1 pseudogene and 1 other annotated feature are annotated in these 894 nt (G+C 58.9%); the pseudogene reads right to left on the bottom strand.

Annotated elements, in window-relative coordinates:
• Positions 1-120: 120 nt before the first annotated feature.
• Positions 121-855 (bottom strand): annotated as a pseudogene (locus ASU23_RS33335) (IS3 family transposase); the annotation flags it as partial.
• Positions 649-778: a sequence feature (AL1L pseudoknot), on the bottom strand. (Overlaps the previous pseudogene by 130 nt.)
• Positions 856-894: the final 39 nt, after the last annotated feature.

Genomic DNA, 894 nt, shown 5'->3' with positions numbered 1-894 from the left:
CCCATGCTCTCAACACCCGACCACGGAAACGACTCCATTGGCGAACCCCCGCTGAAGCTTGGGACGAACACCTACGATCGGTTCAACAGCAACGTGTTGCTTCGACCGGTTGAATACGCCTTGCGATCCGCGGTCGTTGTGGTGAATGAGCCCGGCCAGGTCGGTAATCCCTTCTCGGTGTCGAGTCCAGATCGCGTGCTCGATGGCATCGAGTACCAACGGTGTCGTCATTGTCGTCGCCGTGCGCCATCCGAGGATTCGCCGTGAATACGCATCGATCACGAACGCGACGTACACCCAACCCGACCACGTCGAAACATAGGTAAAGTCGGCTACCCACAACATGTTTGGCGCAACCGGGTTGAACTTTCGCTGCACCAGATCGTCCGCTCGACGGCCTTGTGGATCTGCGATAGTGGTCCGTTTCGCCTTGCCTCGACGTGCACCTTCGAGCCCGAGGGCACCCATCAACCGTTCGACCGTGCACCGTGCTACGTCGATGCCTTCTCGACGCATTTCCAGCCACACCTTCCGGGCTCCGTAGACCGAATAATTCTCGGCATGTACACGGCTGACCGCGGCTTTGAGCTCTTCGTCGCGCAGAGCCCGCCGAGATGCGGAACGATTGCGCGCGTCGTAGTAGGTGGACGGCGCAATTGAGCAGCCATGCTCGCTGAGCATCCTGCACATCGGCTCGACGCCGTACTCACTCTTGTATCGGTTGATGAAGTCGATGATCACTTGTTGTTGCGGTCGAGCTCCGCTGCGAAGAAAATCATGATATGTGGGTGATCTGACGCATCCAGTGTCAGGCTGATCATGTCGGTTGTCGGCTCGATCGAGGAGGCCCCACAATGAATGCTTTCGTCCCAGCGCTGGTCCGGCCGCCTGGCG

The organism is Rhodococcus sp. KB6 (assembly GCF_001445685.1).
GTDB classification, from domain to species: Bacteria; Actinomycetota; Actinomycetes; order Mycobacteriales; family Mycobacteriaceae; genus Rhodococcus_F; species Rhodococcus_F qingshengii.
This window is presented reverse-complemented; position numbering and strand designations above follow the sequence as displayed.